Genomic DNA, 22982 nt, shown 5'->3' on the forward strand with positions numbered 1-22982 from the left:
AGCAACCTGGCAAAATTTCAACCAATCAATAAAACAATCGGTATCAACAAACTTGAGCAACCTGGCAAAATTTCAACCAATCAATAAAACAATCGGTATCAACAAACTTGGCACACTATTGAGTTCTCAAACAACAGACACAACCGGCACCACCCACACCCCACAGGGTCCAGGATCGCTCCGGAGCAACTTTCCAAACTTACCCGAACCACCCGATCTTGGCAAATCAACGTTCCCGCGATTCTCCGATCAAGCATCCGGCCCCACCCACACGGCACGCTCAAAAGCGAACCATTTCTCAGGCTGTTATCAAGGGGGTCGGCCCCCGCAGTTCTCAGCTCCAGGCTGTCTCACTCGCGGCGACTCAGTAGACATTACACGCCCACAAGCCCCCACACAAATCCACCACCACACCACCCAAAAACCCCGCAAACACAACCCAAACAACCCCAACACCCCACCAAACCACCCCCAAACCCACCAAAACAACCACCGTGAACCCCATCACAACCCACCCACACCCCCCCCGGACACCCACGCACCCAACCCAACAACCGCCGTCGAACCCCATCCCAGCGGAACGCGACCAAGCGTCACAACCAAACCCTCGGGAAGTGAGCAAGCGTCACGCTCAAACCCTCGGGAAGTGAGCGAGCGTCCGATTCAAGCCCTAGGGATGTGAGCGAGCGTCGGAAAGAGGGGGCGGTTATCCGGCAGCGCGCGTCCAAGGGAGGAACGACCGAGCGCGCAGAGGATGACCGCCCCCTCCCCGCCGGCCACCCCTCCCCGACAGCCACCCTTCCGAGACCGCCGCCTCCCCGACAGCCGCCTCTCCGCGACAAGCCCACCGGCCTGAGAAACTGAACAACCCGCGCTTAAACACAAAAAGGGCCGGCAACCATAACGGTCGCCGGCCCTTTCAGAGCTTCGTGATTACCAGGAAGACTTGGTGATGCCCGGGAGCTCACCGCGGTGAGCCATGTCGCGGAAGCGAACACGGGAGATACCGAACTTCTGGAGCGTGCCGCGGGGACGGCCGTCGATCTGGTCGCGGTTACGCAGACGGATCGGGGAGGCGTTGCGGGGCAGCTTCTGCAGGCCGAGGCGTGCAGCTTCGCGTGCTTCGTCAGTCGCGTTGGGGTCAACCAGGGTCTTCTTCAGTTCGAGACGCTTGGCAGCGTAACGCTCAACAATGACCTTGCGCTGCTCGTTGCGAGCAATCTTGGACTTCTTTGCCATGTGTTTAGCGCTCCTCTCGGAATTCGACGTGCTGGCGGATCTTGGGGTCGTACTTCTTCAGGACCAGGCGGTCCGGGTCGTTACGACGGTTCTTGCGGGTTACGTAGGTGTAACCGGTGCCCGCAGTGGACTTCAGCTTGATGATCGGACGTACGTCCTTGTCCTTTGCCATTAGAGCTTTACTCCTCGTGCCAGGATGTCGGCGACGACTGAGTCGATGCCGCGTACGTCGATGGTCTTGATGCCACGGGCTGACAGGGTCAGCGTGACATTACGGCGCAGGGACGGAACCCAGTAGCGCTTCTTCTGAATGTTCGGGTCGAACCGGCGCTTGTTGCGACGGTGCGAGTGCGAAATGCTGTGTCCAAAGCCCGGCTCGGCTCCGGTCACTTGGCAGTGTGCTGCCATGACTCTCCTCCAAAGATTGAATGTAACGGCGTGCAGATGTTCCTGCGTTGCCGTGCGACAGGCAGTGTTCGCATCCGGGTCCACACCATTTCGGTAGTTTCCGCAGCAAGTGCGGCGAAGAAGGCTGGCCTCAGGACCGCAATGATTCAGGTCCTGGGATACCGGGCGAATACAGGAATGCACGCAACTTGAGCCCCTAACTACCGGCCAACGGGATGTCAGTCAGACTGACTTCACCACCAACCGGAGCAATTGCACACGATCCGCACTACCTAGCGCCTAACTATTCTACGGGCCAGGCCAAATTAAGACCAATCCGGCATCATACGCCCTCAAAAGCTCTTTCACAGCAGAATGAAAGGAAGCCGGGCGAGTCTTGGGACATGACCTCGTTACTGGCCCCTGATTCTCCGGTGGACAACCCGTCGGCGCCCGGCCGGCGGACAGCACCTGCCGCCGTCGAGCGCTTCCGTCCGCAAGCACGACGGCGGCTGGCCCGGGCCGATGTCCTGGCTTTCGTCGGGTGGTTATCGCCGGTTGCGGCGGTGACGCTGTGGCTTGCTGACGGCGGCGCCAGCGGGTTCTCGTCGTTCGCGGCCACCATGACATCGCTGGGGATCGTAGCCGGCTTGATCGGCATGGACCTGGTGTTGTTGATGCTGTTGCTCGCGGCCAGGATCCCGTTCGTGGACAACACAATCGGCCATGACCGCGCCTTGGAGGTGCACAAGAAGCTGGGCAAACCGGCTCTTTACCTGCTGCTGGCGCATGGTCTCCTGCTCGCGATCGGCTACGGAGCGGCGGAGGGCCTGGATCCGGTCAGTGAGTCGGTCTCGCTCTGGGTCAACGTCCCGGACATGTGGCTCGCGTTCGTCTCCATGGCACTGTTCGTTGCCGTGGTGGTGACGTCGCTGGTGGCCGTCCGCCGGAAGTTCCCGTACGAATTCTGGTACGCGATCCACCTGCTGACCTATGTGGCCGTTGGCACCGCCATCCCGCACCAGTTCAGTGTGGGCGGGTTGTTCGCCGAAGGGACGTGGCAACGCTGGTACTGGCTGGCTATTTGCATTGCGACCGGCGCCGCACTTCTCCTCTACAGGGTGTACCTGCCGTTGGCAGCGACATTCCGGCACCAGCTCACCGTCAGCCGCGTGGTCCGGGTTGCGCCGGACGTTTTCAGCATCGAAATGACGGGCCTGCAGCTGGAACGCCTGGCCGGTGCCGGGGGCCGTTTCTTCTTCTGGCGGTTCCTCGCTCCGGGACACTGGTGGCAGCCGCACCCATTCAGCTTGTCGGCGGAACCCGTGTCCGGCGTCGGAAGCAAACCAGGGAGCTTGCGCATCACAGTGCGAAACCTGGGTGAAGGCTCTGCCCGGCTTGCCCGGATCAAGCCCGGCACCAAGGTCGCCCTTGAGGGCCCCTACGGCATGTTCAGCACGGCGGCCCGCACCCGGAACAACGTGGTGATGATCGGCGCGGGGATCGGCATCACGCCGTTGCGGTCGCTCCTGGAATCCACCCCTTTCGAACCCGGACAGGCCACGGTCCTGCTGCGGGGACACGATGAGTCGGAGCTTTTCCTCGGCAAGGAAATCATGGCGTTGTGCCAGGCGCGGGGCGCCACCCTCTTCCACCTCACGGGGCCCCGCTCAGCCGGCGTCCGCTCCTGGCTCCCCGAATCCGCGACGACGGCCGGGTTCACCATCGCCTCCTACGCACCCGGCATCGCAGACGCCGACGTTTACGTTTGCGGCCCCACCCCCTGGGCCGCCTCCGTGATCAGGGAAGTCCGTGCAGCGGGTGTCCCCGATGAACAAGTCCACTACGAAAGGTTTGACTGGTGAGAATTCGAGCAGCCATGGCAACCGCGCTGGCGTCGGCGGGCATCCTGTTGGCGGGCTGGCAGTCGGGCGCGCACATCGCCGACACCGGCACGGCAACCACCACAAGCCTGGGCAGCAGCGCCAGTGCCGCCGGCGGCACCACCACGGGCACCAGCGGAAGCAGCAGCGCCACCAGCAGCGGAACCAAGACAACCACGACGGCGGCAACGTACGACGGCACGGCCGTCCAGACCCGCTTCGGTACAGTCCAGGTCCGGGTGACCATCCAGGGCGGCAAGATCACCGAAGTCACGGCCCTCCAGCTCACTGACGCCGAACGCAAGTCGGCCCAGATAAGCAGCCGGGCAGCACCCGTGTTGCGGTCCGAGGTCCTCCAGGCGCAATCCGCGGACGTGCAAACCGTCGGCGGCGCAACGGTCACCAGCGACGCCTACCTCACCTCACTCCAGGCAGCCCTCGATGCCGCACACTTCTAGCACCACGCAGCTGCGGGCCCGGACATTCCGCACCATGGGCACCGTAGTGAGCCTGACGGTGGCGAGCGGCCACTACGCCCAAACAGCCGTTGACGAGCTCGAGTCAGCAGCCGCCGTCGTCGAGGATAAGTTCTCTGAGCTGGACCTGAGCTTCAGCCTGTACCGGAACGGCTCCGAAGCGAGCAGGCTGGCCCGCGGTGAGCTGACCCTGGCCTACGCCTCCGAGTCCATGCAGGCCCTGTACGCAGAAGCGTCCGAATGGCGGTTGGCAACCGGCGGGGCATTCACGGCTGAGCGGCCGGATGGCACGTTGGACCTTTCCGGGATCGTGAAAGCACACGCGGTGCGAGAGGCAGCGTTGTCCCTCGAAGCCCTGGGTTTGCGGGACTGGTGCTTGAACGCCGGCGGCGATGTCCTGGTGAGCGGGTCCCCCGAACCGGGGACGGAGGAGCCGTGGCTCGCCGGCATCGTTGACCCGCAGGATCGGCAAGCCTTGCTGGGCGCGTATCCGATGTCGGCCCTGCGGGCACTCGCGACGTCGGGCACGGCTGAACGCGGCCAGCACATTTGGGCCATTGGAGGTGCGGCATCGGAGTTCGACCAGGTTTCCGTGGCCGCCGCCGACATCGTTACCGCCGACGTCCTTGCAACCGCCATCGTCGCCGGCGGGACAAGGACCCTCGATCAGGCTGTTGAAAAATGGAAGGTGGAAGTCCTCGCGGTACGTCGCGACGGGACACTGCTGGCTACCTCCGGGTTCAGGAAACCGGCCTGATCAGTTCTGCGTACTTGGGACTGAGGCCATCGCCGGAAGACACGCCCCGGAGACGACGGGACACCCACGGCGCTGCCGACTCCCGGAGCCAGCGCGCGTTTGCCTTCAGGGCCTCCACCCTCCCCAAAAGCCGCGCGGGCGCGAGCTCGGGAACGTCGATCACATGCTCGTGTTCCAGGACGTCCAGGACGCGCTTGGCCATGTTGATGTGGCCGGCTGTGGACATGTGCATCCGGTCCTCGCCCCACAGCCGCCAGTCGTCGTATTCGTCGAAGCGCCAGTAATCCACCAACAAGGCGCCGTGGTCCTCCGCGATCTCCCGCACGAGTTCGTTGTAGATCGCAGTGCGGCCACGCATCGCGCTGAACACTTTCGAGCCCTTCGCATCGAAGCCAGTGAAGAGGAGGACCGTGGCACCGGTCGCACTCAACTTGGCGATGCCGGCGTCGTACTCCTCCAACAGCGAGTCGATGTCGATCTTGGGCCGCAGGATGTCGTTCGCCCCGGCGTAAAGGGTCACCAGGGTGGGTTTCATGGCGACGGCGGCATCCACCTGCTCGGCCATGATCTGGCGGAGTTTCCGGCCACGGATGGCCAGGTTGGCGTAGCCGAAACCGGGGTTGCTTTGGGCCAATTGCTCTGCCACGATGTCAGCCCAGCCGCGCACCCCGTTGGGGCGGGTGGGATCGTCGTCGCCGACACCCTCAGTGAACGAATCCCCCAGGGCAACATATCGGGCAGAAAAATCCATGCCGCCAGTCTGCCACTTCAGCGCTCACAGCCACAAAGCCGCTGTTCTGCGCCGGAGAAAGCACTAGGAATCGCGGAGAATCCAGTGGTTGTTGTCCAACCGGGCAACGATTTTCTCGCCGATCCGTGCGAGGTCGGCGACGTCGTCGGGGCTGAGCGAGTCGAGCATCAGCGTCCGCACCGACTCCACATGGGCTGGCGCCAGGGAAACAATGGTGGACATGCCGGCGTCGGTCAGGTGCGCCACCGTGACGCGGGCGTCGCCGGGGTGGGCCTGCCGTTCCACCCAGCCACGTTTCTGCAGTTTGGTGACCACGTGCGAAAGCCGTGACAGGGAGGCGCTTGTCCGGGCAGCGAGCTCGCTCATAGGCAGGTACCGGCCCTCCGTTTCGGAGAGCATGGCGAGCACGTTGTAATCGAACAGGGACAGTTTCCCGGCCGCCTGAAGCTGGGTGTCCAACGCCGAGGGGAGCAAAGTATTGATGCTCAGCAGGGCAAGCCAGGCACGGCGTTCGTCGGCGTTCAGCCACCGGGGTTGATTCATGGGTCCATCTTATGAGAATCCGTCGGCTTCCCGGGTCCAGGCCTGCTGCCCTGGCGATAGGCTGGCTGCATGTTCGTAGTCTCTTTGACCTACAAAGTTCCGGACGAAATCGTCGACTTTCACCCCCCGGGCCATATGGCCTGGCTCAAGGACGCGTTCGACGGCGGGATCTTCCTTGCGTCCGGACGTCGCGTCCCGGCCACTGGAGGCGTGCTGCTGTCCAAAGTGGACAGGGCAACGTTGGATGCCTCGCTGGCCGAGGATCCGTTCTACAGCAACGGGGTGGCCGACTTCGAAATCATCGAATTCACCGCCACCAGCGTGGCCGAAGGCTACGAAAACCTGCTGGACAGCTGAGTTTTCACGGTTTTCGCCGCGCTGGTTCCGAGCCGTTCGGGCAGCACCACCGGCATGAGTTCCGGCCAGCGGGCACCCAGGTGGTCACCGCTCGAAACGCCGCGGACCCGGCGTGAAAACCAAGGTCCGACGTCGCGCCTCAGCCAGGCGACGTCGTCGGCGATGTTTTCGGTGAGGGACTTCGAACGCCACGGCGCCATGACCGGCTCAGAGAGCGAATGGGGCGCTCCCAGGACCTCCAGGACTTTCCTGGCCATGTACCTGTGGCCCGGCGTGGACATGTGCAGCCGGTCGGAAGCCCACATGCGGGGGTCCTGGAACTTTTCAAAGCACCAATAATCCACCAGGAGCGTCTGGTACTTCGCGGCAATCCGCCGGATGTGGCGGTTGTAAATGGCAGTACGGACCTTCAAGGGCTCCAGCAAGGGAGACAACGGGACGTTGTAGCCGGTGAAGAGCACGATCGTGGCACCGCTGGCTTTGAGGCGCATCACGGCATTTTCGTAATCCCTCATGAGCCGGCCCAGGTTGAGCCGGGCCATGAGGAGGTCGTTACCGCCGGYGTAGAAGCTGATGAGTGTGGGATTCAGGGCCAGTGCGGGTTCGAGCTGCTCGTCGACGATCCTTTGGAGGCGGCGGCCCCGAACGGCCAGGTTGGCGTAGAGCGTGCGGTCATCGTGCCGGGCGAACTCCTCGGCCACACGGTCAGCCCAGCCACGACAGTTGTTGGGTAGCCTGCGGTCAACGTCTCCCACGCCCTCAGTGAAGGAGTCTCCCAACGCGACGAATCTCCGCGTCATGGTCATTGTGCTGCCTCCCGGTTTTCCATGAGCTTCTTCAAACCACCCTTGCGGGGGACTTTGACCGGATGCGGCCAGCGGGGTTGCAGCGAATCGCCCAGGGTGACACCGCGCAGTTTGCGCCCGAACAACGGCACCACCCAGTCGTTGACCCAGCGGCGTTGGCGGCGCTCCCATTCACGCAAGGTCAAACGGGTAGGCGGTTCCCATTCCTTGGCCGGGATCTTGTGCGGGACATTGAGATGGTCCAGAACCTGTCCGGCCAAGTACTTGTGGCCGGCTTTGGACATGTGAAGCCGGTCCGGGGACCACATCCGCGGGTCCTTGTAAGCATCGAAGCACCAATAATCCACCAGAACGGCGCCGTACTTGGCCGCTATCTCCCGGACTCTGTGGTTGTACAAGGTATTGCGTTTCTTGAACGGCTCCAGGACCGCGGAAACCTTGACGTCGAACCCCGTGAAGAGCACCACCGTAGCCCCGGTTCCACTCAGCCGCGCGACCAGGAGTTCGTAGTCGGCAAGAAGGGTGTCCATGTCCGTGCCGAAGTCCAGGATGTCATTGCCGCCGGCGTACAGCGTGATGAGCGTGGGCTCCATGGCGAGCGCGGGTTCGAGCTGTTCATCGATGATGTGCCGGAGCCTCTTGCTGCGAACTGCCAGATTGGCGTACTCCCACCCCGGTTGCGCCTTCGCCAGCCTTTCGGCCACCCGGTCGGCCCAGCCGCGCACCCCGTTCGGCAGGATCTTGCTCGGGTCCCCCACGCCCTCGGTGAAGGAATCCCCGATGGCGACATACCGCCGTCGAGCGCTGTTCCCGTCACCGAAGTCGTCCCGCACCCCACCGAAGCTACCCGCCCCCGGTTAAGCCCGAGCCAACCCCAAGTGAACAAGCGTCCGACCCAAGCACGCGGGATGTGAGCAAGCGTCGGACCCAAGCACGCGGGATGTGAGCAAGCGTCCGGCTCAAGCACGCGGGATGTGAGCAAGCGTCCGGCCCAAGCACGCGGGAAGTGAACAAGCGTCCGGCCCAAGCACGCGGGAAGTGAGCAAGCGTCCGGCACTGCAGGGCCGGTTGTCGGGCATCCGGCAGCGTGCGTCAAAGCGACGAAGGAGCAGCACGCCGAGGATGGCCGCCAATCGGCCGCCCACGTAAAAGGCTTAGCCCTCCGCCTTGCCGCGACGCCAGTAGCCCATGAACGCAACCTGCTTGCGGTCAATGCCAACGTCCCGCACCAGGTAGCGCCGCATTTCCTTGATCACGAACGCTTCGCCGGCAATCCAGGCGTAGAACGGCAGGGCACCTGCGGGCAGTGTCGGGTTCTTGGTGGCTTCGATGGCTGCCGCGTCCATGCGCTGCGGGGTTTCCCAAAGAATGTCCTGGTCCACGTTGACGTCTTCGGGCTCAGGACCTGCTGCGGTTCCGGAACCCTTGATGCCCACCCAACCCGGGACGGGAACTGCCTTGGCCACGGCTTCCTTGAGGAGTTCGCCGTGGGGACGGGAGCGTCCGATGGCTGCGCCGCGGGCAAGCCAGGTGATTTCGATGTCGGCGGCGGTGCTGATGTCCTGGAAATCGCCGGCTTCGGGCACCTCGAGGAAGGCATGTCCGGTCATGTCGGCGGGCAGGCTTTCCAGGATGGCGCTGATGGCGGGCACTGCGGTTTCGTCGCCGGCCAGGAGTACGCGCTGCGCCAGCCCCGGCCGCCATTCAATGCCACCGTAGGCGCCGGCGGTGGCGCACTGTGCAGCCCTGTTGTTGGGACCGATGATGGTCAGTGCGTCGCCCGGTTTCGCAGCAAGCGCCCAGTTGGCCGCAGGTCCGCCGTGCCCGGCGTCGTCGAAGTGCATGACGAAGTCGATGTCGATTTCGGGGTACACGGCGTCGAGCCGTTCGGAGCGGACGGTGTAAGTCCGCATGTCCCCACGGACGGACGGGTCCATCGCCAGCCATTCCTGGTACCAGCCGGCCTCTTCCATTTTGAAGGGGGGCAACGGAATGACATTGCCGTCTGCGTCAAAGGACGGAATCATCAGCTTCACGCGCAAGTCCAGGGTGTCGCCCGCGACGCCGAAGTCGCGCAGCGAGTAGCCGCCGAACGTGATCCGGCGGAAATTGGGGCTCAGTTCCTGCACTGCCGTCACGGTGACGTCGAAGGCGAGGGTCATGGGCTCCACGGCGGCGCTTGCTTTGGCCTGTGTCGGTTGTGCACTCATGAGGCGATCTCCAATTCGTTGCTTACAGCGGGGCTTGCGTGGTGCCGTCCAATGGGAACGATCAGTGGTGTGCCTGAGATGGGGTCCGGAACCACCCGGGACTCCAGGCCGAAAACGTTGAAGACGAGTTCTTCCGTGACCACATCGATGGCGGGCCCTTCAGCCACGATGCACCCGCCCTTCATGGCGATGACGTGATCTGCGTAGCGCGCTGCCAGGTTCAAGTCGTGGAGCACGATCGCCACAGTGGTCCCGCGACGGCGGTTGAGGTCCGTGATGAGGTCGAGGACTTCCACCTGATGCGCGAGGTCCAGGTAGGTGGTGGGCTCGTCCAGCAGCAGGACGTCGGTTTCCTGCGCCAAGGCCATGGCAATCCAGACCCTCTGGCGCTGGCCGCCGGACAGTTCGTCGATGCTCCGCTCAGCGAGTCCAAAGGTATCGGTGGCTTCGAGCGCGCGCTGCACCGCGGCGTCGTCGGCGGCGCTCCAGCTGCGGAAGAAACCTTGGTGCGGGTAGCGGCCGCGGCCCACGAGGTCGCGCACAGTGATGCCGTCCGGAGCGGCAGGGTGCTGCGGCAGGAGGCCCAGCGTGCGGGCCAGTTCGCGGGCAGGACGGGAGTGGATGTCCTTTCCGTCCAGCGTCACGGCACCGCCGGCCGGCTTCAGCAACCGCGACAAGCCGCGCAGGAGCGTGGATTTGCCGCAGGCGTTGGCGCCGACGATCATGGTCACTTTGCCCTCGGGAATCTCGGTGGAGAGCCCCTCCACCACCTTGCGCTGCTCGTACTGGAGCGTGAGGTCCTTGGCATTAAGGATGGCCATGTCAGGCTTCCTTTCGGTTGGACGTGACCAGAAGCCACAGCAGGAAGGGTGCACCGAGCGCACCGGTGATGACGCCGACCGGGAGGACGGTTCCGTCCAGGACGACCGGAGCAATGTTGGAGGCGAAGAAGTCGGCCAGCAGCACGATCAGCGCGCCAGTGAGGGCCGACGCCGGAAGGCTGGGTTTGCGCACGATGCGGCGGGCGATCGGCCCGGCGAGGAACGCGACGAAAGCTACCGGTCCGGCGGCGGCAGTGGCGACGGCGGCAAGTCCGACGGCGGTCAGCACGAGTCCCAGCCGCGCGGCGTTGACCCTGATTCCGAGGCCGGCGGCAGCGTCGTCGCCCAGTTCAAGGATGCGCAACGGTCCGGCGAGGACCACGACGGCCGGCAGCAAGACAAGCAAGGAGACCCCCAGAACACCGGCCCGGTCCCAGGTGGCTGAGTTCAGCGAGCCGTTGAGCCAGATGAGGGCGTCGGCGGCAGTCCGGATATCCGCACGGGTCATGAGGAAGTTGACCACCGCGTGGAGTGCTGCGGCGATGCCCACGCCGGCCAGGATGAGGCGGTTGCCTGCAGCGTTGCCCCGGCTGCCCCCGCCCGCGCCGGAGCCGGTGCCGCGGGAGATCGCGTAGATGATGGCCGCGACACCCAGTGCGCCGCCGAGGGCCGCACCGGAAACGACAGCCCCGGATGCGCCGAAGATCACGATGGCCGTCACTGCCGCGGCGCTGGCACCGTAGCTGATGCCGATGATGTCCGGGCTGGCCAGCGGGTTGCGCAGCATGGTCTGGAACAGCGCGCCGGCGAGCCCGAAAGCGAGGCCGATCATCGTTCCCACCACAGCGCGGGGCAGTTTGTGTTCCATCACGATGAAGCTGGCGCCCGGGATCTTCTCGCCGCCGGTCAGATGGTTGATGACGATGGTGAAGAAGTCGGGGATGGTCACGGTGTAGCTTCCCAGGAGCACGTACACGGCGAACATCACCAGCAGCGCGAGGCCCAGGAAGAAGGTGGGGCTCAGCACGCGCCGAAGTGGCAGATGATGAGGGTGTTTGGGGGAATTATTGGCATTAAGTGCCGTCTCAGGCGCGGATTTAAGGACCGTCACAGTCCGGCCCCCTTTCCACGGCGAATCAGCCAAACGAACACCGGCGCTCCAACGATCGCGGTCATGATGCCTGCCGGAACTTCGCCCGGGAGGAGGATCACGCGGCCGATGATGTCGGCGGTGATGAGCAGGATGGGAGCCGAGACCAGGGAAAACGGCAGGATCCACCGGTAATCCGGGCCGGTCAGCAACCGGACGGCGTGGGGGATCACCAGGCCAAGGAAGCCGATGGGGCCGGCCAACGCAGTCGCCGAACCACACAACAGCACGATGCCCAGTGCCGTGATCCCGCGTGCCAGTCCGACGTTCTGGCCCAGGCCGCGGGCAATGTCATCGCCCAGGGCCAGGCTGTTCAGGACGCGCCCGCCGCCCAGGACGATGACCGCGCCAACAGCCAGGAACGGCAGCGCAGGCAGCAGCACGGACCAGTCCCGCCCGCCGATGCTGCCCACCTGCCAGAAACGGAAACGGTCCAGGGTGTCCTGGCTGGAGACAAGAATGACGTTCATCAGGGAGAACAGACCCGCGCTCAACGCCGCACCCGCCAAGGCGAGCTTGACCGGCGTCGCACCGTCGCGCCCCCGGGACGCTATGGCATAAACGACGACGGCGGCTGCCGCGGCTCCGATGAAAGCGAACCAGATGTAGCCGGTCAGTGAGCCGATGCCGAAGACGTAGATGCCAACAACCACGGACAAGGCCGCGCCGGCGTTGAGACCAAGGATCCCCGGGTCGGCCAGCGGGTTGCGGGCGACGCCCTGCATGGCAGCCCCGGCGAGGCCAAGTGCAGCGCCAGCCAGGAGGCCCAGGACGGTGCGGGGAATCCGGGCGATCACCACAGCGTGGTTGCCGTCAGCCGGATTGAAGTTGGTGAGGGCCTCCCACACCGTGGTGAGGGGAAGGCCGCGCGCGCCGATCGCCAACGATGCGGCACTTACTGCGGCGAGTACGACGACGGCCAGCAGCAGCCAGGCGGTGCGCTTGCCTGCTGCGCTCCGGGCCCCGGTTCCCCTACCGGATGCCGAAGCGTCAGGGGAGATGCCTCCCGGGCCAGCCGGCACCATGCTGCCGCTGCCCCGCCCCTGGACGGCCGTCGTCGTACTCAGTTTCATTGCAGTTACTTGCCTGCGGCTTCTGCGGCCTTACCCAGCTGCGGCAGGAACGTATCCAGTGCCCACGGCAGGCTCAGCGGCGAGGAAGCGGAGATGGAGAGCGTCAGGGTCTGGTCCGAATCGGCAACCAGTGCGCCCTTCTTGATGGCCGGGATCTGGCCCAGCAGCGGGTCGGCCTTGATGGCGTCGGCCGTTGCAGCCTCGGGAACCCAGGTCACGAAGATGTCGGATTCAAGCTCGTTGGCCTTTTCCGCGGACCACGGGATGAAGAATTCCGTGTTCGACTTGGTGTTTTCCGTAACGACGGGGGCCAGCTTCATGCCGATTTCGGAGAGGAACCGGGGGCGGTTGTCGATGGCGGTGTAGACGTTGGCGCCGTCACCCTTGGCGGGCTCGAGGTTGCCGTAAATGAAGGTCTTGTCTTTGATCTGCGGGTACTTGGAAACCTTGTCCTTGATGGTGGCTTCGGTGTCTTCGACCAGCTTCTTGGCTTCGGCTTCCTTGCCCAGCGCCTTGCCGATGATGGTGGTGCTTTCCTGCCACGGCGTACCGTAGGCCAGTTCCGGCTGCGCCACGACGGGGGCGATTTCGCTGAGCTTCTTGTAGTCAGCCTCTTCCAGGCCCGAGTAGGCAGCCAGGATGACGTCCGGGTTGAGCTTGGCGATCTCGGTGAAGTTGATGCYGTCTGCCTCGGAGTACTGCACGGGAGCCTTGTCGGTGCCGAAGGCGGCGCCGAGCTTCTCCAGCGCTGCGTCCTTCCACGGGGTGGAGCCCTTGTCGTTGTTGCCCCACTCGTTCTTGGGAACGCCAACCGGAACAACACCCAGGGCGAGTGCGACGTCGTCGTTGACCCACGAGACGGTGACTACGCGCTTGGGCTGTTCCTTGATGGTGGTCTCACCGAAGACGTTCTTGATGGTCACGGGGAACGCGGCGGACTCGGCCTGCTCGGTTGCCGGCGTCGACGTGGCCGGTCCTGTGGAGCAGCCAGTGAGGGAAAGGGCGACGGCGGCCAGGACGGCCGTCGCGGTACCTGCGGTTTTCAGCAGGGCGCGGCGTGGGAGAAGGGATGCCACGGTACTCCTTAGGTAAGTGATGCGAACCTAAGTAAGGCTAGCCTACCCTCCCGATAATTACGAAACGTTTGCGTCACCTAATCTCCAGGCCTGGGCAATGCGGGCTGCTTTTGATTGGGGTTAGGATGGTCGATGGCGGAACAACCGCTTCCTGGAAAACGACGAGGGGATGAGCGTGCGCACTGTTTCAGTTGCTGCAGCCATGGTTGGCGAGGTGGCCGTTTTGGCCTGCTTGGCACTCCCCTGCACGTCGGCATCTCTCTAGGTTTCCGGGCACAGCAAAAACCCGGCCTCAGGGCACTTTCCTTGCCTTGCCATTTCCTCGTTTGGTGACCGACGACTCCTGCCATCCCGCAACACTGCCCGTGGCCGTGCCGGCAGAGGCACGCCCAGGCACGCGGACGTCGACCACTTTTCGAAAGAAGCTTTGCCATGCAGAAAATCACTGCCCAACAGATCCGTTCATCCTTCATCAACGCCAGCCGCTCCGAGGCAGCGAAGGCCAATCTTCCCCGCGATTTCGACACCATCGACTGGGACAACCTTGAATTCCTGGGATGGCGCGACGAGAAGATGCCCCAGCGCGGGTACCTGGTGGTCCCCCACCGGGGCAAACTTACTGGGGTCATGCTCCGCGCCCCCGAGGGAGGGTCCGGCAAGAAGCGTGTGGTGCTGTGCGAACTGTGCCGGGACGTCTTCTCCAAGGACGACGTCTACCTGTGGGTTGCCAAGAAGGCTGGACAGTCCGGCAAGGACGGGAACACCGTGGGCACCCTGATCTGCGCCGAGTTCGGTTGCAGCGCCAACGTGCGCAAGGAACCACCGGCCAATGAGATCAACCCGGACCCGGCCGTCGTCGTGGTTCGGCAAATCGCAGGCCTGGAGTCCAGGACGGAACAGTTCCTGGACCGGGTCCGCGACGTGTCAAAGTAGCGCCCTGGAGCAACGCGGGGTCACTTTTGGCCCATAAAGGGCCTCCCAAAGGGCCATAAGTGACCCCGCGTTGCTTTCTAGCGCAGGACGATGTCCACCGGGTTGGCTTCGGATCGCCATGCGCCGGGTTCGCCCGGCCCTGCGATAACGGGAGCCGTGAGGACGCCCGAGCGGTTGGTCCGCTTGTCCCGCAGGATCTCCGTGACGGAGCCGAGGTGCCGTGACAGGTCAATGACGTTTTCGGGCGCGGCCAGCAACAGCTGGAAGCCGAATTCGTGGAGTGCCTTGATGCCCGCACCCGCGAACTCCTCCGAGGCCAGCACGAACGCTTCGTCCATCATCACGGTGCCGTAGGTGGTGAAGCCCTGCTCGGCGATGCCCAACTGGTAGCTCAATGCAGCAGCCATGATGAAGGCCGTGAACCGTTGGCGCTCACCGCCTGACATGGAGCCGGTGTCGGCGTGCATGAAGACTTCGGTTTTCTTCTTGCCGGTTTTGGATGCGCCGGCCTTCCCTTGCTTTGCCACCTCGCGGTGTTCCTTGCACTGGATGAAGACGTGTCCACGGACGTCCAGCACCTCGGCACGCCAACGTCGATCCTCCGGCGTTTGCGATCCGAGCCGCTTCACCAGCGTTTCCAGCGATTTATACCGGGCGGTGAGCTCGGCGTCGTCGTCCGTTTCGGCGGAACCAGCGGCCGAAGCGCCGCGCGAGGGCCGTGTGTGTTTGGTTTTCAAAGCGTTCTGGATGGCGTCCTTGAAGACCTTGGCCGTTGCCGGCAGCGTCTGCTTGATGTCCAGTTCCAGGAAGCTTCCCTCGTGGAAATTGACCTCGGACAAGATGCCGTTGAGAGGGAGGATGCGGCTGGTGATGCTGCGCCGTTCCTCATCGAGAAGGTGCAGGAGCGTACTGAACGACTCGTGCGTGCGTTGGTTGAAGAACAGCCTGAACTCGGCCTCCTGTGCGGGCAGGCCGTCGCTCACGATCGCGTGGTAGCGGGATTCAAAGTCGCCTGCGGCACCAATTGAGGTGCCGTGGTCGGCGCTGATGGCGCTCCCCCAGTCGCGGACGAACGCTTCGAACATGCGCGTCAGGCGTTCGGCAGTCGCCTGGCTCCGGGATTCGGCCGCGTGCAACTCGTCCAGGAGTTTGTTCCGGACGCTGTTGGCCAGGTTGTCCAGCTCATACAGTTCGGAGACGTCCGCGACGCCGTCGAAGTACGGTTCCAGCGCGGTGACGGTAGAGGCCGACGGCGGTGACTGCTCAAGCTTGAGCCTCGCCGCATCCAGCAGCCCGTCAGCCGTGGTCATCTTGTGGTCGAGCGCTTTGTATTCGCTCTGCAGCACAGCCGCCACGCCTGTGGAGGACTGGTGCTTTTCCCTAACAACTTCGATGTTGGCACGCAACGGCTCGAGGTCCGCCTGGGCGGCCAAAGCATCCACCAGCCGTTGCTCTATCCGTGCCAGCTCGTCCGCGGCAACGGCAGCTGAAACCTGCTCCCACGGCCGCTCGTCTTCAGCCACGCGCCGCAGGGCTTCCAGTTGGCGGGCCATGCCTTGGTGCGAATCCTCACGGCTTTGGGCCAGGTCGGCAGCCTTGGCCAGCTCATTCTCCAGCTCGCCCACGCGGGCAGCGACGAGTTCAAGCTTGGAAGCGTTATCGAAGCCGAGGACGTAATCCTGCCGGCTGGTGAATCGGTCGTCCTTCTCAACGGTGTGCCGGTTCCGCTTCACAACGCCGCCCAGGCTCAGGCCCTTGTCCATCGAGGCAAGCTCGTCCGGGTCCTCGACACACGGATACGCAAAGTCCAGGGCGATCCGCTCACGGATCCATTCCCCGGCGTCGGCGTTTGCGCCCGAGGTTAGGATGCTCAACTTCGTCAAGAGGTCGCCGTCGGACACGTCCTCCACAGCCAGCGCCCCACCGGCAAGCGGCTTGGAGACGTCCACCGCGCGCAGCGCGCCCCGAACAGTGTTGTCGTTCAGGTATCGCGTGACGGCGGCAAAGTGCTCCCCCGGAACCAGCAAGGTGGTGGCCAGGTTGCGCAGGGCCCGCTCCGCCGCGGGCCGCCACTGGTCCTGCCCCTCCGCGAGGTCGATCAGCTCGCCGCCAAACGGCATCCGCTCCTCCGGTACGCCCGTCGCGGCAGCGATGGCGGCCCGGTTTTCAATGCTCGACGGCGGCAGCAGGGACTTGCGCGACCGCAGCGACAACAGTTCCTGCTGGGCCGCAGCCAGCTCACGCTTCTTGGTCGCGTGGCCATCGAACGCCTCGAAACGGAGTTCCTTCAAGGCCTCTGAATCGTCTTTCAGCTCGATCGAACGGGCGGCGGCCTGCTCGTGCGCCTGGTCCCAGCCCTCGGCGGACCATTCCAGGTTCAACCCGGCGTCGGCCAGCGCCTTCCTGGCCGAGTCCTCAACCTGCTGGCGCAGCTTCAGGCCAACCTTGGCGTTCTCCAACGACTGCTCAATGGCCGAAATGGCGTTGCCACCGCGGTTGTTGTAGTCCAGCTCAAGGTCGCGCAACTCCTTGGCCAGGGCATCGCGGACCACACGCTCGGCGGCGAGTTCCTGCGCCTTGGACTGTGCCAACTCCTTGAAGCGGGCCAACGTCTTGGCGTGCACCGTGACAGCGAGCTGCTGCTTGTAAGCTTCAAACTCTTCGCCGGCCAACTCACGGAGGCGGTTGGCGTCCAACAAGGCCTGGGCGTATTCCTTGTTCAGGCCCGGCACCGGAGCCAACTGGTCGCGCTGCAGCCGGACATCCTCCAGCCGCTGCCGGATCGACATCAGGTTGCTGAATTCCTCCACGACGTCGTCCGCCGCAGCCAGCGTGGCCGGGGCATCCAGCACCTGGTCCCGGAAGAATGTGTTGACGCTGCCGCCCAAGCCCTTGCCGGCCTGGATAACGCGCAGCAGCGGAAGCGCCTGGTCCGAGTTGATACCCAGGAGCCGCCGGAACCGCTCGGCGAACGCCTTGTGGACGTCGAACACCTGACCGTCCGGGAAGATCGACTCCAAGGCACTCCTGGTAAACCGCTTCTGCGCGATCCCCTCGATCGCTTCGAGGTCCAGGGGCTTGCTGTCGATCACATAGAAACGCCCAACGCTCGACTCCGTGCCGTTTTTCGGCAGGTCGAACAGCGCCGACACCGTCACTTTCGTGCCGGCTGCGTTATCAAACGTCAGCGCGACGGCGGACCAGGTGGCACCGGGGCGCTGGAAGGCACTGGCCGAACTATCCCCGACCGCCTTGTCACCGACCTTGCCGCGCATGTAGGTGAACGTGGTCCTCTTGTCCTCCACAGCCCCGCCGGACCGCTGGGCAGCAGCCTCGTTCGACCGCGGGCGGGCATCGAAAACGCGGAGCATGGCATCAAAGAGTGTGGACTTGCCGACACCGGAATTGCCGGTCAGCAGCGTGCCCTTGCGGTCCACGTGCATGGTGTGGGCGCCATGGAAGGTGCCCCAGTTGACCACCTGGACGAGGGCCAAACGCATCTGGCCCGGGTTCGTGAGCTCGCCGAGCGGGAGCATGCTTGCGATGGTCACTTGGCTGCCTCCTCTGCTGCTGGGTCACTGTCCGCGGCGGTACCGGCGTCGTCGTCCCCTTCTTCGGAAGTGGGGCTGGAGTCAGCTTCCATATCCAGCAAAGGCTCCGTGCCGGATTCGTCCGCTGCTACTGCCACGAGGGCCTCTATGTGGGCCGGGATGTCGCCGATGTTTTCGAACGGGAGGGCCAATGGCAGGGCGTTGCTGATGGTGTACGTGTCATCCAGCGGGGTGGGGAGGAGAAGTTGCCGGGCGAGGAGTTTGGTGATGGTGCGGGTGACCACGTCGGAGTCGCGCAGGGCATCCTGTTGGCCGGCGGGGGTGTAGTTCGCTACGAGGTCGGAGATCTCTTCGCGGGTGATCGTGGGGTCGGTCTGGGCTGTGACGTGGCGGTCCAGGAGGAGGCGCAGCCGGAGCAGCACGATGGTTTCAACGCGGCTCAAAGCACGCTGCTGGCGGAGAATGCTGGAGCGGGAGCTCGCCCCGATGATTTCCGGATCAACGGGTCGCAGGACAGCGATCTTGCGGTCGTGGTCCAACTGGAGCGTCAGGAAGAGTTCCGAGAGGCGGCTTCGGAGAATCAGCTGGTTGTCCAGGAGGGTCGTCCACAGCTTCTCGTCGCGGGCACCGTCAACGTAGGGACCTTTAAGGAGCTTCACCAGGGCATGGCGGACTTTCATCGGGAGCACGCCGGTGTCGCCGGGGAAGAGCGCAGCACCGTCCACGAAAGTGTCCCGCGGCGTGATCCGGAACGGGTCCGGGTGCTGGGCGGTCTCATCTGGCACCTCAACGGTGTCCTGCTCGGCTTCGGTGTCCTGCTCAGCTTCGGTGACGTCCTCCGCAGCGGTGACGTCCTCCGCTTCGGTGATGTCCGTCGTCGTGATGTCCTCAGTCATTGGAATCCTCATTCAGCGTGACGACAGGCAGGTACGCGGTGCGGATGCTGCCGTCGATTTGTTCGAAGTCGATGTGTTCCCAGGCGGCGCGGTCGAAAGCCGCACCGGTCTGCAATGCCATGGACAGGAGGGTCCGGACGCTGTTGATGTGCCGTTCCTCCGCGGGCAGGTTTTCCCAGGCCTCACCCAACGTGGCCGAGCCCGCCATGGCCGCCCGCACAACATCGGGGCGCGCTTTGCCGGTGCGGGCCGAACGGACCCTGTCCGAGTCGCTGAACGCTATGGGGTCGGCCAGGCGCGGGGGCGTGGCGAACTCGTCCGGGTCGAACAGCTTGACCATGGCCAAGGACTCGAACCCGGCGTTGAAGAGCACAGGTCCAGGCACCAGGCCGGGCCGGTCGCGTTCGTAGGGCAGGGAACGGATGGCCTGTTCGGCTTCGGCCAGCACTTTGCGGAGACTAACCGACTGCCGGACGTCGTCGCTCTGGATATAGGTGTTGAGGCTTTCCGAGAGCTTTCCGTAAATCCGCTGGATCTGGCTGTGCTGGTACCGCAGTTCCGCGACGAGGTTTTTCAGCGTTTCGCGGTCCTCGTGGGAGAGATCGTCCGCAAACTGCCTGCTCAGCACCTCGCCGATGGCCGAGCGGAAACGCAGCTGCTGTTGCGGATCCTCAAGGAAGGCGGTGAAGGAGCGGAAAGTACGTCCTTCGGGGCTTTGCCGAAGCCGTTTGTCGGCCTCCAGAACCTGGGCCATGGTTGCGCCCTTGCTCAACGACTCTTCGATGATCTGGTTGCGGAGCTCCCCCACCAGTTCCTCGATACGGTCACGCATTTTCTTGTAGTCCGCGGGCAGGCTTGCGGCGAGGTCAAGGATGTTACCGGCAGCTTCAACGGCTTCTTCGTCGTCAAGGAGGCCGTCGAATTCGCCGGAACTGATGTCCTCCACCAGCTGCTGGCGCTCGTGGATTTCCTCTTCCAGGGCCTCCAGGCGCGCGCTCTGGTCCGGGTTTGTTTCGTTGGCCAGCTTCTCCACATCGCCGAGCAGCGTGCCGAGCCTCGAGCCGTTCAGTGTGGAACGTTCGCTGGAGAGGCTGTCGAGGAAAGCGAGCACACGCGCTGCGGGCTCGGTGACCTCGTACACGATCCGGCCCGACTGGTTGCGTCGCGTCAGGAACTGCTTGCGCGTCCATTCGTCACCGAACAACTTGCCGTTCTGCTGGCCGCCAAGCGCAGGATCCTGGCGCCGGAGCTGCTCAAGGAAAGCGTCGACGTCGGCGTGGAACTCTTCGAGCGGAAGCTGCGGCCTGGTGCGGGTAAAGGAGGCCTGGAGGACGGCGATGACCCACGGCGCCGAGCGCGTCAGGGCCCACGCGGGACCCTTGGTCAGCTGTTCGAGGTCGCGGAGCCTCGCGCCGATTGCGTCGGCGGAGGACATGGCTGAACGGGACAACTACTCTCCTTCAGCTGCTGCGAAACCTGGCTGGCAGCGGAAACTGCCCCGTACAAGGTTAACGCAGAGCGTCGCGGAGGCGTCGAGCGGGCCGGAAGTACCGCCGTCGGGGGCTTCAGCGCAGGCCGGCCGCAACCATTCCGTGACTTACGCTCCGGTACGGTTTCGATCGCATATCAACGCCGCAAATGACGCGCGTCAGCACTGGCCGGAAAGCACCCCCGCCCCTAATGTCAGATCATCGACGCCGCCACGCCGCGTCGACTCACGCAATGTCGCTCCGGGGGGAACCATGGATTTCGATTTCACTGCGCTGGAAACAGGCACATACGTAGTTATTGGAACGCTGTTCTTCGCTGTAATCCTGGCCGCATTCATTGCGGCCGCAGCAATGGCAACGATCGTCCTGATCGGAGCCATGGGGACGGCCTGGTACATCGTCAAAGCCGTCCTTGGTGGCCTTGTCCACGGCATTAATTTTGCCTGGGACAGCCTGGTCCACCACGCCGGACAGGTGGAAATTCCGGCGGAATTCCAGCCCCAGGTTTCCTCTGGCACGGGTAGCTACCCGCGGGTAGCATTGAGGGACAGCTGAAGGGTTCCCACCCACGGCGGACCCTGGCTCCATCCGGCACAACCGGCTAGAGGAGTTTTCCCATGACGTCCGCTACAGACAGCAGTCTCACCGCCGCAAGCGTCAATGCCACAGCAGAGGAAGCCCGCGCCGTCGCCGAGGCTGCCCGCGAAACTGAATGGAACCGGCCAAGCTTCGCCAAAGGCCTGTATCTGGGCAGCTTCGACCTCAGCCTGATCCACCCCTGGCCACAAGCCAAAGCGGACGACGTGGAACGGGGCGAGGAGTTCATGGCCCGGTTGCTGGCGTTTGCCAAAACAATGTCCGGCCGGCAGATCGAACGCGACGCCAGGATTCCGGACGAGTATCTGGCCGGGCTCGCTGAGCTTGGCGTGTTCGGCATGAAGATCCCACGCGAATACGGCGGACTGGGCCTTTCCCTGGTGTACTACGGCCGGGCCCTCGCCCTCCTGGGTTCAGTCCATCCGAGCCTGGGTGCGCTGATTTCCGCCCACCAATCAATCGGCGTCCCCGAGCCCGTCAAGGAGTTCGGCACGCCGGAGCAGAAGAAGGAATACCTGCCGCGCTGCGCCGCCGGCGCCATCACGGCGTTCCTCCTGACAGAACCCGACGTCGGCAGCGACCCCGCCCGCATGGGCGCCACTGCCGTACTTTCCGACGACGGCGGTTCTTACCTTCTGGACGGCGTGAAACTCTGGACCACCAACGGCGTGATCGCTGAACTCGTTGTGGTCATGGCCAGGGTTCCGGCCCACACCGATCCTGATGGAACCGAGCACAAGGGCGGCATTTCGGCTTTTGTGGTGGAGATGGACTCGCCCGGCATCACGGTGGAGAACCGGAATGCCTTCATGGGCCTGCGTGGCATCGAGAATGGCGTGACGCGCTTCCACCAGGTGCGGGTGCCTGCCGCCAACCGGCTCGGGCGGGAGGGGCAGGGGCTGAAGATCGCCCTCACGACCCTGAACACCGGGCGGCTTTCCATCCCCGGCCTCTGCGTCGCTGCTGGAAAGTGGAGCCTGAAGATTTCCCGGGAGTGGTCCAACGCCCGGACGCAGTGGGGCCGCCCAGTGGGCAAGCACGAGGCCGTGGGCAAGAAGATCGCCTTCATCGCAGCCACCACTTTTGCGTTGGAGGCCGTGTTTGAGCTCTCCGCCGAGATGGCCGACGCCGGCCAGAAGGACGTCCGCATCGAGGCCGCGCTGGCCAAACTGTGGTCCACCGAACTGAGCTGCAGGATCGCCGATGAACTGGTGCAGATCCGTGGCGGCCGCGGCTTCGAAACCGCCGATTCCCTCGAAGCCCGTGGGGAACGGGCAGTCCCGGCCGAGCAACTCCTCCGGGATCTTCGCATCAACAGGATCTTCGAGGGTTCCAGCGAAATCATGAAACTCCTGATCGCGCGCGAGGCAGTGGACGCACACCTCGCCGCCGCCGGCGACCTCGCCTCGGCGGACGCAAGCCTGCAGGACAAGGCGAAGGCCGCCGTCGGGGCCTCCGGCTTCTACGCCCGCTGGTTGCCCAAACTGGTTGCGGGCGCCGGGATGGACCCTCGGTCGTACGCCGAATTCGGGCGGCTCGCCAAGCAGTTGCGCTTTGTTGAACGCTCCTCGCGCCGCCTCGCCCGGCAGACCTTCTACGGGATGGGACGCTGGCAGGCCAAGCTTGAGCACAAGCAGGCGTTCCTGGGCAGGATCGTGGACATCGGGGCCGAGCTGTTCGCCATGGCCGCGTGCTGTTCACGCGCCGAGTCGCTGCTGCGGACCCACCCGGAACAAGGCGCGGCTGCCTTCGAGCTGGCTGAAGCCTTCTGCGAACAGGCCCGTGTTCGGGTGGATGAGTACTTCGACCAGCTTTGGCGCAACACCGACGACGGCGACCACGACCTCTCGCGGAAAGTCCTCGACGGCGACTACGCCTGGCTGGAGGCCGGAATCCTGGACCAATCCGAAGGAACAGGCCCCTGGATCGGCGACGCCTCCCCCGGCCCCTCGACCAAGGAAACCCTCCACCGCAAATACCGGTGAG

At 64.3% G+C, this 22982-nt stretch carries 22 protein-coding genes; 7 read left to right on the forward strand and 15 right to left on the reverse strand.

Annotation, left to right across the window (positions count from 1 at the left end):
- Positions 1-933: 933 nt before the first annotated feature.
- From rpsN to rpmB, 3 genes are read right to left on the reverse strand one after another with little or no spacing between them, the layout of a single operon-like run.
- On the reverse strand, positions 934-1239 hold the full coding sequence (gene rpsN / locus AB4Y81_RS20875) for a 30S ribosomal protein S14 (RefSeq protein WP_011776360.1): 306 nt from the start codon (positions 1237-1239) through the stop codon (positions 934-936).
- 4 nt (positions 1240-1243) lie between these two features.
- Positions 1244-1411 (reverse strand): 50S ribosomal protein L33, encoded by a 168-nt coding sequence (gene rpmG / locus AB4Y81_RS20880; protein WP_003798558.1) that lies wholly within the window; start codon positions 1409-1411, stop codon positions 1244-1246.
- Entirely contained in the window at positions 1411-1647 is a 237-nt protein-coding gene (rpmB, locus tag AB4Y81_RS20885) for a 50S ribosomal protein L28 (RefSeq protein WP_011776361.1), read from the reverse strand. Before rpmB ends, rpmG begins: the two co-directional genes overlap by 1 nt.
- Before the next feature lie 383 nt (positions 1648-2030).
- Between rpmB and AB4Y81_RS20890 the strand changes: the two genes are divergently transcribed.
- From AB4Y81_RS20890 to AB4Y81_RS20900, 3 genes are read left to right on the forward strand one after another with little or no spacing between them, the layout of a single operon-like run.
- Positions 2031-3491 carry a ferredoxin reductase family protein gene (locus tag AB4Y81_RS20890; RefSeq protein ID WP_441996850.1) on the forward strand — a complete coding sequence of 487 codons (1461 nt, stop codon included), beginning with the start codon at positions 2031-2033 and terminating at the stop codon, positions 3489-3491.
- On the forward strand, positions 3488-3967 hold the full coding sequence (locus tag AB4Y81_RS20895) for an FMN-binding protein (RefSeq protein WP_055975281.1): 480 nt from the start codon (positions 3488-3490) through the stop codon (positions 3965-3967). The genes AB4Y81_RS20890 and AB4Y81_RS20895 overlap by 4 nt, the downstream gene beginning before the upstream one ends.
- Positions 3951-4742, forward strand: a complete 792-nt coding sequence (locus AB4Y81_RS20900; protein ID WP_441996852.1) for an FAD:protein FMN transferase — start codon at positions 3951-3953, stop codon at positions 4740-4742. The genes AB4Y81_RS20895 and AB4Y81_RS20900 overlap by 17 nt, the downstream gene beginning before the upstream one ends.
- Here the strand turns inward: AB4Y81_RS20900 and AB4Y81_RS20905 are convergent.
- Positions 4726-5493 (reverse strand): SGNH/GDSL hydrolase family protein, encoded by a 768-nt coding sequence (locus AB4Y81_RS20905; protein WP_422757588.1) that lies wholly within the window; start codon positions 5491-5493, stop codon positions 4726-4728. The two genes, AB4Y81_RS20900 and AB4Y81_RS20905, sit on opposite strands and share 17 nt — an antisense overlap.
- Before the next feature lie 63 nt (positions 5494-5556).
- Positions 5557-6036 carry a MarR family winged helix-turn-helix transcriptional regulator gene (locus AB4Y81_RS20910; protein WP_018779924.1) on the reverse strand — a complete coding sequence of 160 codons (480 nt, stop codon included), beginning with the start codon at positions 6034-6036 and terminating at the stop codon, positions 5557-5559.
- Between the two features lie 69 nt (positions 6037-6105).
- On the opposite strand from AB4Y81_RS20910, the gene AB4Y81_RS20915 reads away from it, so the two are divergent.
- On the forward strand, positions 6106-6393 hold the full coding sequence (locus AB4Y81_RS20915; protein ID WP_441996855.1) for a YciI family protein: 288 nt from the start codon (positions 6106-6108) through the stop codon (positions 6391-6393).
- Here the strand turns inward: AB4Y81_RS20915 and AB4Y81_RS20920 are convergent.
- The 7 genes from AB4Y81_RS20920 to AB4Y81_RS20950 all read right to left on the reverse strand — a co-directional run bounded on the left by AB4Y81_RS20920 (position 6369) and on the right by AB4Y81_RS20950 (position 13529).
- Positions 6369-7199, reverse strand: coding sequence for an SGNH/GDSL hydrolase family protein (locus tag AB4Y81_RS20920; RefSeq protein ID WP_441996857.1), 831 nt, complete (start codon positions 7197-7199; stop codon positions 6369-6371). The genes AB4Y81_RS20915 and AB4Y81_RS20920 overlap by 25 nt on opposite strands.
- Entirely contained in the window at positions 7196-8032 is an 837-nt protein-coding gene (locus AB4Y81_RS20925) for an SGNH/GDSL hydrolase family protein (RefSeq protein WP_441996859.1), read from the reverse strand. The genes AB4Y81_RS20920 and AB4Y81_RS20925 overlap by 4 nt, the downstream gene beginning before the upstream one ends.
- A 321-nt stretch (positions 8033-8353) precedes the next feature.
- The gene (locus AB4Y81_RS20930; RefSeq protein WP_018779928.1) at positions 8354-9409 is read right to left on the reverse strand and encodes a siderophore-interacting protein; all 1056 of its coding nucleotides are present in this window, start codon (positions 9407-9409) and stop codon (positions 8354-8356) included.
- Complete coding sequence (locus tag AB4Y81_RS20935; protein WP_018779929.1) at positions 9406-10230, reverse strand: ABC transporter ATP-binding protein; 825 nt, start codon at positions 10228-10230, stop codon at positions 9406-9408. The genes AB4Y81_RS20930 and AB4Y81_RS20935 overlap by 4 nt, the downstream gene beginning before the upstream one ends.
- Position 10231: 1 nt before the next feature.
- Positions 10232-11215, reverse strand: a complete 984-nt coding sequence (locus AB4Y81_RS20940; RefSeq protein ID WP_227453738.1) for a FecCD family ABC transporter permease — start codon at positions 11213-11215, stop codon at positions 10232-10234.
- 122 nt (positions 11216-11337) lie between these two features.
- Positions 11338-12453: a FecCD family ABC transporter permease gene (locus AB4Y81_RS20945; protein ID WP_082499789.1), complete on the reverse strand. Its 1116-nt coding sequence runs from the start codon at positions 12451-12453 to the stop codon at positions 11338-11340.
- Between the two features lie 5 nt (positions 12454-12458).
- Complete coding sequence (locus AB4Y81_RS20950; RefSeq protein WP_441996862.1) at positions 12459-13529, reverse strand: iron-siderophore ABC transporter substrate-binding protein; 1071 nt, start codon at positions 13527-13529, stop codon at positions 12459-12461.
- A 432-nt stretch (positions 13530-13961) separates the two neighbouring features.
- Here AB4Y81_RS20950 and AB4Y81_RS20955 point away from each other — a divergent pair, with 432 nt between their 5' ends.
- Complete coding sequence (locus AB4Y81_RS20955; RefSeq protein ID WP_064723867.1) at positions 13962-14462, forward strand: FBP domain-containing protein; 501 nt, start codon at positions 13962-13964, stop codon at positions 14460-14462.
- 77 nt (positions 14463-14539) lie between these two features.
- Here AB4Y81_RS20955 and AB4Y81_RS20960 read toward each other — a convergent pair whose 3' ends face one another.
- Genes AB4Y81_RS20960 through AB4Y81_RS20970 form a run of 3 tightly spaced genes read right to left on the reverse strand, consistent with a single transcriptional unit; the run spans position 14540 to position 20359 of the window.
- A complete protein-coding gene (locus AB4Y81_RS20960; RefSeq protein ID WP_441996864.1) occupies positions 14540-18013 on the reverse strand; it encodes an ATP-binding protein in 3474 nt (1157 codons plus the stop codon).
- Positions 18010-18909: a DUF4194 domain-containing protein gene (locus tag AB4Y81_RS20965; RefSeq protein ID WP_441996866.1), complete on the reverse strand. Its 900-nt coding sequence runs from the start codon at positions 18907-18909 to the stop codon at positions 18010-18012. Before AB4Y81_RS20965 ends, AB4Y81_RS20960 begins: the two co-directional genes overlap by 4 nt.
- Positions 18902-20359: a DUF3375 family protein gene (locus tag AB4Y81_RS20970; RefSeq protein ID WP_026267467.1), complete on the reverse strand. Its 1458-nt coding sequence runs from the start codon at positions 20357-20359 to the stop codon at positions 18902-18904. Before AB4Y81_RS20970 ends, AB4Y81_RS20965 begins: the two co-directional genes overlap by 8 nt.
- Positions 20360-20651: 292 nt before the next feature.
- Between AB4Y81_RS20970 and AB4Y81_RS20975 the strand changes: the two genes are divergently transcribed.
- The gene (locus tag AB4Y81_RS20975) at positions 20652-20954 is read left to right on the forward strand and encodes a hypothetical protein (RefSeq protein ID WP_018779938.1); all 303 of its coding nucleotides are present in this window, start codon (positions 20652-20654) and stop codon (positions 20952-20954) included.
- Positions 20955-21016: 62 nt separating this feature from the next.
- Positions 21017-22981, forward strand: coding sequence for an acyl-CoA dehydrogenase family protein (locus tag AB4Y81_RS20980; RefSeq protein WP_441996868.1), 1965 nt, complete (start codon positions 21017-21019; stop codon positions 22979-22981).
- Position 22982: the final 1 nt, after the last annotated feature.

It is taken from the genome of Paenarthrobacter sp. TAF1 (assembly GCF_052113825.1).
GTDB lineage: Bacteria > Actinomycetota > Actinomycetes > Actinomycetales > Micrococcaceae > Arthrobacter > Arthrobacter nicotinovorans.

Coding starts and splice junctions, on each gene's coding strand:
- rpsN (WP_011776360.1), bottom strand. CDS start 1,239: ATGGCAAAGAAGTCCAAGATTGCTCGCAACGAGCAGCGCAAGGTCATT.
- rpmG (WP_003798558.1), bottom strand. CDS start 1,411: ATGGCAAAGGACAAGGACGTACGTCCGATCATCAAGCTGAAGTCCACT.
- rpmB (WP_011776361.1), bottom strand. CDS start 1,647: ATGGCAGCACACTGCCAAGTGACCGGAGCCGAGCCGGGCTTTGGACAC.
- AB4Y81_RS20890 (WP_441996850.1), top strand. CDS start 2,031: ATGACCTCGTTACTGGCCCCTGATTCTCCGGTGGACAACCCGTCGGCG.
- AB4Y81_RS20900 (WP_441996852.1), top strand. CDS start 3,951: ATGCCGCACACTTCTAGCACCACGCAGCTGCGGGCCCGGACATTCCGC.
- AB4Y81_RS20905 (WP_422757588.1), bottom strand. CDS start 5,493: ATGGATTTTTCTGCCCGATATGTTGCCCTGGGGGATTCGTTCACTGAG.
- AB4Y81_RS20910 (WP_018779924.1), bottom strand. CDS start 6,036: ATGAATCAACCCCGGTGGCTGAACGCCGACGAACGCCGTGCCTGGCTT.
- AB4Y81_RS20915 (WP_441996855.1), top strand. CDS start 6,106: ATGTTCGTAGTCTCTTTGACCTACAAAGTTCCGGACGAAATCGTCGAC.
- AB4Y81_RS20930 (WP_018779928.1), bottom strand. CDS start 9,409: ATGAGTGCACAACCGACACAGGCCAAAGCAAGCGCCGCCGTGGAGCCC.
- AB4Y81_RS20935 (WP_018779929.1), bottom strand. CDS start 10,230: ATGGCCATCCTTAATGCCAAGGACCTCACGCTCCAGTACGAGCAGCGC.
- AB4Y81_RS20940 (WP_227453738.1), bottom strand. CDS start 11,215: ATGTTCGCCGTGTACGTGCTCCTGGGAAGCTACACCGTGACCATCCCC.
- AB4Y81_RS20945 (WP_082499789.1), bottom strand. CDS start 12,453: ATGAAACTGAGTACGACGACGGCCGTCCAGGGGCGGGGCAGCGGCAGC.
- AB4Y81_RS20955 (WP_064723867.1), top strand. CDS start 13,962: ATGCAGAAAATCACTGCCCAACAGATCCGTTCATCCTTCATCAACGCC.
- AB4Y81_RS20965 (WP_441996866.1), bottom strand. CDS start 18,909: ATGACTGAGGACATCACGACGACGGACATCACCGAAGCGGAGGACGTC.
- AB4Y81_RS20975 (WP_018779938.1), top strand. CDS start 20,652: ATGGATTTCGATTTCACTGCGCTGGAAACAGGCACATACGTAGTTATT.
- AB4Y81_RS20980 (WP_441996868.1), top strand. CDS start 21,017: ATGACGTCCGCTACAGACAGCAGTCTCACCGCCGCAAGCGTCAATGCC.